Here is a 259-nt window from a genome sequence, read left to right on the forward strand (position 1 = left end):
TGTCGATAGAGTTGAGGCAAGCGCAACGGCAACTGTTCCGGCTGACGGATCAGGGTGTAGCCGTGGGCGCCGAACATGTACGGCAAGTAATCCCCAGCCTGTTTGTCGATGGTGATGCAGAACGGAGTCAAGCCCTGACGCCGCGCTTCCACCACCGCCTGACGGGTGTCCTCGACGCCGTAACGGCCCTCATACAAATCCAGGTCATTGGGCTTGCCATCGGTGAGTATCAGCAACAGTTTGCGCCGCTGCTTGCAGC

1 pseudogene is annotated in these 259 nt (G+C 59.5%); it reads right to left on the bottom strand.

The annotated features are described in order from the left end of the window. Positions 1 to 259: pseudogene (locus AAEY55_RS18450) on the bottom strand (nitric oxide reductase activation protein NorD); the annotation flags it as partial.

It is taken from the genome of Pseudoalteromonas sp. 120-MNA-CIBAN-0494 (assembly GCF_040308885.1).
In the GTDB taxonomy this organism is placed as follows: domain Bacteria; phylum Pseudomonadota; class Gammaproteobacteria; order Enterobacterales; family Alteromonadaceae; genus Pseudoalteromonas; species Pseudoalteromonas nigrifaciens.